Source organism: Streptomyces zingiberis (genome assembly GCF_012034935.1).
Lineage (GTDB): Bacteria > Actinomycetota > Actinomycetes > Streptomycetales > Streptomycetaceae > Streptomyces > Streptomyces zingiberis.
Window position 1 is genome coordinate 71494 of the sequence record NZ_JAATEN010000003.1, and the last position, 7057, is coordinate 78550.

The window sequence follows — 7057 nt, forward strand, 5'->3', positions numbered from 1 at the left end:
CACAGGGGCAGGGCCAGAGAGAGCCCGCGCGCTGGATGCCGTGGACTGGGTGGCTAACCAGAGATGAAGGCGATGGCATCGTGGCTGTGGATGCTCTCCAGGTTGCGGATACTTACCGCGTGCCGAAGGCCCCGATCCCGGCAGGAGGCACTGACCGTGCGGGCCATGTCCTCAACGAACACTGGACTGTCGTACGCCTGCATGGTCAGGACACGCTCGTCGGCGCGCTTGACCAAGGGCACCACTGGCGCCGAGGCAGAGGACGACAGCAACCGCACGGCGCCGTGAACCGGCAGGGGGTAGGGGGTGTCGCCCTGGCCGGTCACGGTGAGCGTGACCTGGCTGCGTTGATTGTGTGCGCCGTAGTCGGAGATGGCTTTGGAACACGGGCAGAGGCTGGTCACCTCCGCGGTCACGGCCGTCTGGACCGTCACGTTGCCGTTGTCCCAGTGCCCTTCGATGCGAATGTCGTGCACCTGCTTTGACTCACGGCCGCTTGCCGGGGCGACCACGGTCGTGCTGACGGGCATGGCCATCGCCACGGTGATGGCGGGCGCATCCAGCAGATCCGCACCGGTCTTGAGGACGGTGGGCAACCGCCGCGGGTCGAATCTCTGCAAGTGCTCGTGCACGAGGGCAACCATGCGGCTCATGTGCGTACCGCGCCGGTCGTGCTGGAGGCGGACCGTCACCTCGAAGTCCGCGATGCCCTCCTGACCGAGGTGGCCGTCCTCGAAGGACACGGGGTAGCGGACGCCGTCGATACCGACCCGGTCGAGTTCAATACCCCGGGAGTCGGTCTCGTTTTGGATGTCGTGCATGCTCACTCGCCCCGGTACGTACAGCCCGAGGTGCACGTCTCGCGGACCGTAAGAGCCGAGAGCCCCGACAAGTTGGGCTGGAGACGTTCCCAGATCCAGCGGGCCAGGACCTCGCTGGTCGGGTTCTCCAGGCCCTCGATGTCGTTCAGGTAATAGTGGTCGAGTTGCGACTCGATCGGCTTGAACGTCCGCTTGAGGTCACCGAAGTCCAATACCCAGCCCGCCTCGGGGTCGACCGGCGCCTCGACGTGCACGATCACCTTGTAGGAGTGACCGTGCAGTCGGGAGCACTTGTGGCCCTCGGGGACGTTGGGCAGCCGGTGCGCCGCCTCGAAGTTGAACTCGCGAAAGATTTCCATTTACTGAATTCCCAGATACTTGTGCGTCTGGAGAGAGAGAATCCAGCGCGGGTTTTTCATGCAGTAGTCGACCACTGCACGGGTGTTGGCCTCCACGTCGGGGCCGTCCATCGGTTGAAGGCGGAAGTAACTGAAGTCCAACGCCTCGAACTGGGCCGGGTCCCCACCCAGTTGGGGATAGACCAGCTTCAACTCGTCGCCCTTATCGACCACGAGTTCGGAGCCGATCTTGGGGCTCACGCACAGCCAGTCAATGCCCGCCGGCGGCACGCGCGTGCCGTTGGTCTCCACTGCGACCTCGAAGCCCCTGGCATGCAGGGCCTCGACGGCTGCTTCGTCGAGTTGCAGCAGCGGCTCGCCGCCCGTACACACGACGAAGCGGTGCTCGGCGGATTCAGACGGCCAGGTGTTCTCCACGGCCTCGGCGAGGCCCTCGGGCGTGGCGAACCGGCCGCCGCCTTCGCCGTCGGTGCCCACGAAGTCGGTGTCGCAGAATTTGCAGATGGCGCGATGGCGGTCCTTCTCCAGGCCCGTCCACAGGTTGCAGCGTGAGAAGCGGCAGAAGACCGCCGGGCGGCCTGCATGGCTGCCCTCGCCCTGGAGGGTGTAGAAGATCTCTTTGATCAGATAGGTCATTCTCAGGCGTCCTGGTACCGCACGGGGTCGGTGGAACCGGCCTCGGCGAAGCCCTTCAGGCGCAGCAGGCAGGTCTCGCAGCGGCCGCAGGCACGTCCCTGTTCGTCGGGGTCGTAGCAACTGGAGGTGATGGAGTAGTCCACACCCAGACGCAGGCCTTCACGCACGATGTCGGCCTTCGACATCTCCATGAGCGGCGAGTGGATCTTGAGTTGCTGGGTGCCCTCGACGCCGGCCCGGGTCGCCAGGTTGGCCATCTTTGCGTACGCGTCGATGTACTCGGGACGACAGTCCGGGTAGCCGCTGTAGTCGACGGCAGTGACACCGGTGAAGATGTCACTCGCGTTGACAGTTTCGGCGTATGCCAGTGCGAACGACAGGAAGATCGTGTTGCGTGCAGGCACATAAGTGATCGGCACGCCGCCCTCCCCGGTGTGGTCAAGAGAGTCGTGCTTGGGCACCTCAATGTCAGAGGTCAGCGCGGAGCCGCCGAAAACTCGCAGGTCAATGTCAGCAATGACGTGCCGGGCCGCGCCCTGGGCCTCGACCACGCGCTTCGCGGCCTCGAGCTCCACGCTGTGACGCTGGCCGTAGCGGAAGCTGAGGGCGTACGGCGTGTAGCCCTGGTCCTTCGCGATGGCCAGGACCGTGGTCGAGTCCAGACCACCGCTCAGCAGAACGATCGCAGGACGTGCCATGCCTTACTCCCTAGTTAGACCGTTGTGTACGCCTGAAGCCTAGCGTGGAAACTGACAGGTAGAGTAACCACCAGGAAGTACGAGTTATGAGCGTCGGGAGTCGAACCGCGTGGGGCAACTATCGCTGGTGGTTACGTGCACTGACCGCAAGGTCGAGAGGCCGGACGCGGCCCTGTGCGCCAGGAACCTGCCGGAGGGCAGCGTGAAGCAGCGCTCCGGCAACTGGCAGGAGCGCCTACGGAGCGCGACCGCCCGCGGAGGACCTTCTCTGCACTCCCTCAAGAATCTCTACCGCGGTGACCACTGGGCCCGATCGCGCCGGCTGGTGACGGCGGCCTCGGCCACGGGGTACCAGGCGGAACTGTGGGTGGCCTCGGCCGGGCTGGGCCTGCAGCCTGTGGAGCCCGAGGTTCAGAAGACACCCGTTTATGCGGCAACCTTCAGCACGCGGCACGCCGATGCCGTCGCCACGTCATCGGAGGAGAACGCCCGGTGGTGGGGCCACCTTCAGGCGGGAACCGGTCGGGCCACGCTGCAGGATCTCGGCCGCCGGGGGCCGGTCCTGATGGTGCTGTCCGAGGTCTACGCGGGCGCCATGGAAGAGGAACTGATCGCCCTGGGGGAGCAAGACGGCGAGGCACTGCTCATCGGGGGCGTGCGCGAGGTCCCCGGAGTGCACCGGGTCCGATCCGACGCCGGCCTGAGCCACGCGCTGGGCGGTACGTTGACGAGCCTGAACGCGCGCATGGCCGCAGCGTGGCTCGAGCACTCCCAGGGCCATGCGCTCACCTCGCCGGAGGCGCAGAAGGCGTGGACCGCGTGGTCGACCGCCACCACGAAGCCGGTGCAGTACAACCGGAAACCCATGTCGGATGATGACGTGATCGCTTTTATCGGGCGGGAGGTGGCGAAGGTGCCGGACATCTCCCGTACCCGGCTGCTGCGGGCGCTGCGCGACAGCGGTCGAGCGTGTGAGCAGAGCAGGTTTGCCAGTCTGTACAAGAGGACCATGGGGGAGCGGTGACAGAAGACGTCATCAGGCGCAGGGCACTGCGGGTCGAGCAGAATCCGGGCATCCCGCTGTACGTGTTCGCGCTCGAGGCGGGAGAGATTGACCGGGTGGCCGATGTCTCGCGGATCTCCCGGGACGAAGCGGGCAAACTGTTCGGGTACCAGAGGCCCGAGAAGAAGCAGCACGTGAAGCAGATCCTGGAGTACCTCGACAGCGAGGACGTGCTCTTCCCCAACGGCCTCATCCTTGCCCTTCCGGCCTCGGTGCGGTTCCGAGGCAGCCGCGGGCCGAACAGCACGGACGGTCTTTCCACCATCGGGACGCTGGAGATCTTCCTGCCCGAGTCGCCCAGTGCACCCCGGCCTGCCTTCATCGTGGACGGCCAGCAGCGGAGCCTAGCGCTCGCGCGCACTCGCAGATCCAAGCTGCCCGTCATGGTGGCCGGCTTTGTCGCCGAGGACGTCGAGGTGCAGCGGGATCAGTTCCTGCGCGTCAACACGGTGTCGCCACTGCCCGGTAACCTTGTGACGGAACTTCTCCCCGAGGTGCACACCAAACTCCCGACGAAACTGTCCGCGAAGAAACTCCCCTCTGTCCTGGTGAATGCTCTGAACCAGGACGCCGATTCCCCCTTCAAAGGACTGATCAAACAGGCGTCGACCATCACGGACAAGCGAACCAGCGCCGTGGTGAAGGACAACAGTCTGATCTCCGCCATCGAGGAATCCCTGAAGCCGTCGGGCGCCCTTTTCCCGTACAAGAACCTCTCGAACGGGACGGTCGACACCGCCACGATCCGCAGCATCCTCATCACCTACTGGAGCGCGGTGCGGGACACCTTCCCCGAGGCCTGGGGCATGTCACCGACCAAGAGCCGCCTCATGCACGGTGTTGGCATCCGCTCGATGGGGCGACTCATGGACCGAGTCATGGACCGGGTCCTCGCTGTCGCCGAACCGGGTTCACCCGAGGCCTACGAGCGAGCCAAGGCCGAGTTGGCGCTCATCGCTCCCCACTGCCATTGGACCAAGGGGCGCTGGCCGGAACTCAACACCCCGTGGGACGAACTCCAGAACACACCACGGCATATCAGTACCCTTTCGAACCTTTTGATTCGTATCTACTTCCAGTCGAGGACCAGCGCGTCGTGAAGTTCTATTTTCCGGACAGTCAGGACCAAGTCAGCCCGAGTTACAACTTCCTTACCGATGAATACTCCGACTTTCGTGTCCGGCAACGCGATGACCGCTATGCGCACCAGGTAGTCACTCCCGCCCCTTACAAAGGCATACTGGTCAGCAAGGCCATCGTTGACGGCTCTGTCAAGGGTGCCGGAAAGTACACTGCTCCCCAACGACAGCGGCTCTACCGCCTCGGCGTTCGAGACTTCTTCCGACTCCCCGAAGGAATGGAAAGTCTCGGAGACTGCGGCGCATTCAACTACGTCGACGAGAAGATCCCTCCGTACTCAGTTGAAGAAGTTCTCGATTTCTATGAAGGATGCCAGTTCGACGAGGGTGTCAGCATCGACCACGTGATCTTCGGCTACCGGCCGGAGGCCACCGAAGCCGAGGTCGACCCAGCGTGGGCCGAGCGTCGGCGCATCTCGCTGAGGCTCGCCGAGGAATTCCTTGCTGGCATCGAGGCCCGCAAGAGCAAGGTCATCCCCTTCGGGGCCGCCCAGGGATGGAGCCCAGCCAGCTATGCCGACAGCGTGACCCAACTCCAGAACATGGGATACAAGCGCATCGCTCTGGGAGGCATGGTCCCCCTCAAGACCCACGAGATCATGGCCTGCCTCGACAAGATCGAAGAGATCCGCGACAAGGACAACACCAAACTGCACCTGCTGGGCATCACGCGCATCGGCAGCATGGAAGAATTCTCCAAGCGCGGCGTGGCCAGCTTCGACAGTACGTCTGCCTTCCGGCAGGCCTTCATGGACGAGCGCAACAACTTCCACACCGCCGAGGACACCTACACGGCCGTCAGGGTCCCCCAGGTCGACGGGAACCCCACGCTCAAGAGGCAGATTCTGGCGGGAGTGGTCTCCCAGTCAGCCGCCATCAAGGCTGAGCGCGAATGCCTCCACGCCTTGCGTGCGTACGGCAGCGAGCAACTGGACTTGCCCAAGGCCATGGCGGCCCTGGAGACCTATTTGACTCTCGTTGACGAGAAAAAATGGGCCAAGTACCACGGAAAATACAAGAAAACCCTGGCCGACCGGCCCTGGGAGCACTGCTCCTGCCTTCTCTGCAAGGACCTGGGCGTCGAGATCGTCATCTTCCGCGGCACCGAACGGAACAAGCGTCGCGGATTTCATAACATGACCGTCCTCCAGGCGAAGATGAGCAAGCTCAACTTCACGTGAACACCTGAACCGCCCGATGTCTACGAACTGCCCACCTAGGAGAAGATGTGGCCGACCGATACGCGTTGCGACTCCCCGCCCTGCAAGTGAATCAAGGCGACAAGCAAATCTACTGCTTCGCGGTCGATGGCAAGAAGCTGCACGACTTCACCGCCGTCTCGCGCATCCGCCGCGATGACGAGAAGCAACTGCAGGGGTATCAGCGCCCCGAGGCCCTCAGCCACATCCGGGCTATCCGCCGCTACCTCGAGTCCGACGGGGCGATGCTGCCCAACGCCCTGGTCCTTGCGTTCGACGACCGCGTGGAGTTCGTTGCCGGCCGGCCCACCAAGGGCATCGACTACGCCGTCCCGGGCGAGTTGGTCATCCCCGTCGACGAGTCGCTCGCCGAGCACGAAAAGCCGGCCTGGCTCGTAGACGGCCAGCAGCGCAGCGCCGCGATCCGGGACGCCGACCTGGCGGAGTTCCCCGTCGCGGCAGTGGGATTCATTGCCTCCCAGGAAGAGCAGCGGTCGCAGTTCATCCTGGTCAACTCGACCAAGCCGCTACCCAAGGGCCTCGTGTACGAACTGCTGCCCGAGACCACTGGCCAACTGCCGCGCTCGTACGCGCGCCGCCAACTCGCGGCGAAGATCATGGTCCTGCTGAACATGGGGGATGGCCCCTTCAGTGGAAGGATCAGTAGCCCCACGTCGCCCGGCGGCAACATCAAGGACAACAGCGTTCTGAAGATGCTGGAACACAGCATCTACGAAGGCGCCCTGTACCAGTACCGCAACGCCGAGGACGGTACCGGCGACGAAGAGGCAATGCTGGCGCATCTGCTGTCCTTCTGGAAGCCCGTGGCGAGCATGTTCAAGGACGCGTGGGGCAAGCCTCCCAAGGAGTCGAGGCTGACCCATGGTGTGGGCATCCAGGCCATGGGCTTCGTCATGGACCGGCTCACCGCGGACGTCCACTACAGCAAGGTCAACTGGGACAAGGTCCGCAGCACCCTGCGCGGGCTGGAAGGCCATGTGGCCTGGACATCGGGCAAATGGATGTTCTCGGACGGCCAGGAACGCAACTGGAACAGCCTCCAGAACACGGCCGGCGACGTGCGGCTGCTCAGCAGCCACCTGCAGGCCCGGGTCAGCAAGTAGTCACACCTTTGTGGTTTC

The 7057-nt window shown here is 64.1% G+C and carries 8 protein-coding genes; 4 read left to right on the plus strand and 4 right to left on the minus strand.

The genetic code is table 11. The features are described 5' to 3' along the window. Nucleotides 1–53: 53 nt before the first annotated feature. The 4 genes from HCK00_RS04555 to queC are packed head-to-tail and all read right to left on the minus strand — an operon-like array spanning nt 54 to nt 2514. Entirely contained in the window at nt 54–821 is a 768-nt protein-coding gene (locus HCK00_RS04555; protein WP_168100684.1) for a GTP cyclohydrolase I FolE2, read from the minus strand. Nucleotides 822–823: 2 nt separating this feature from the next. Next, on the minus strand, nt 824–1180 hold the full coding sequence (gene queD / locus HCK00_RS04560) for a 6-carboxytetrahydropterin synthase QueD (protein ID WP_168100454.1): 357 nt from the start codon (nt 1178–1180) through the stop codon (nt 824–826). Then, nucleotides 1181–1816 carry a 7-carboxy-7-deazaguanine synthase gene (queE, locus tag HCK00_RS04565; protein ID WP_168100455.1) on the minus strand — a complete coding sequence of 212 codons (636 nt, stop codon included), beginning with the start codon at nt 1814–1816 and terminating at the stop codon, nt 1181–1183. Between the two features lie 2 nt (nt 1817–1818). After that, entirely contained in the window at nt 1819–2514 is a 696-nt protein-coding gene (gene queC / locus HCK00_RS04570; protein WP_168100456.1) for a 7-cyano-7-deazaguanine synthase QueC, read from the minus strand. 202 nt (nt 2515–2716) lie between these two features. Between queC and HCK00_RS04575 the strand changes: the two genes are divergently transcribed. The 4 genes from HCK00_RS04575 to dbpB (HCK00_RS04590) are packed head-to-tail and all read left to right on the plus strand — an operon-like array spanning nt 2717 to nt 7039. After that, a complete protein-coding gene (locus HCK00_RS04575) occupies nt 2717–3538 on the plus strand; it encodes a hypothetical protein (protein WP_311765146.1) in 822 nt (273 codons plus the stop codon). Further along, a complete protein-coding gene (dbpB, locus tag HCK00_RS04580; RefSeq protein ID WP_168100458.1) occupies nt 3535–4677 on the plus strand; it encodes a DGQHR domain-containing protein DpdB in 1143 nt (380 codons plus the stop codon). Before HCK00_RS04575 ends, dbpB (HCK00_RS04580) begins: the two co-directional genes overlap by 4 nt. Then, the gene (dpdA, locus tag HCK00_RS04585; RefSeq protein ID WP_168100459.1) at nt 4674–5897 is read left to right on the plus strand and encodes a tRNA-guanine transglycosylase DpdA; all 1224 of its coding nucleotides are present in this window, start codon (nt 4674–4676) and stop codon (nt 5895–5897) included. The genes dbpB (HCK00_RS04580) and dpdA overlap by 4 nt, the downstream gene beginning before the upstream one ends. A 47-nt stretch (nt 5898–5944) precedes the next feature. After that, the gene (gene dbpB, locus HCK00_RS04590) at nt 5945–7039 is read left to right on the plus strand and encodes a DGQHR domain-containing protein DpdB (protein WP_168100460.1); all 1095 of its coding nucleotides are present in this window, start codon (nt 5945–5947) and stop codon (nt 7037–7039) included. The last annotated feature ends 18 nt before the right edge of the window (nt 7040–7057 follow it).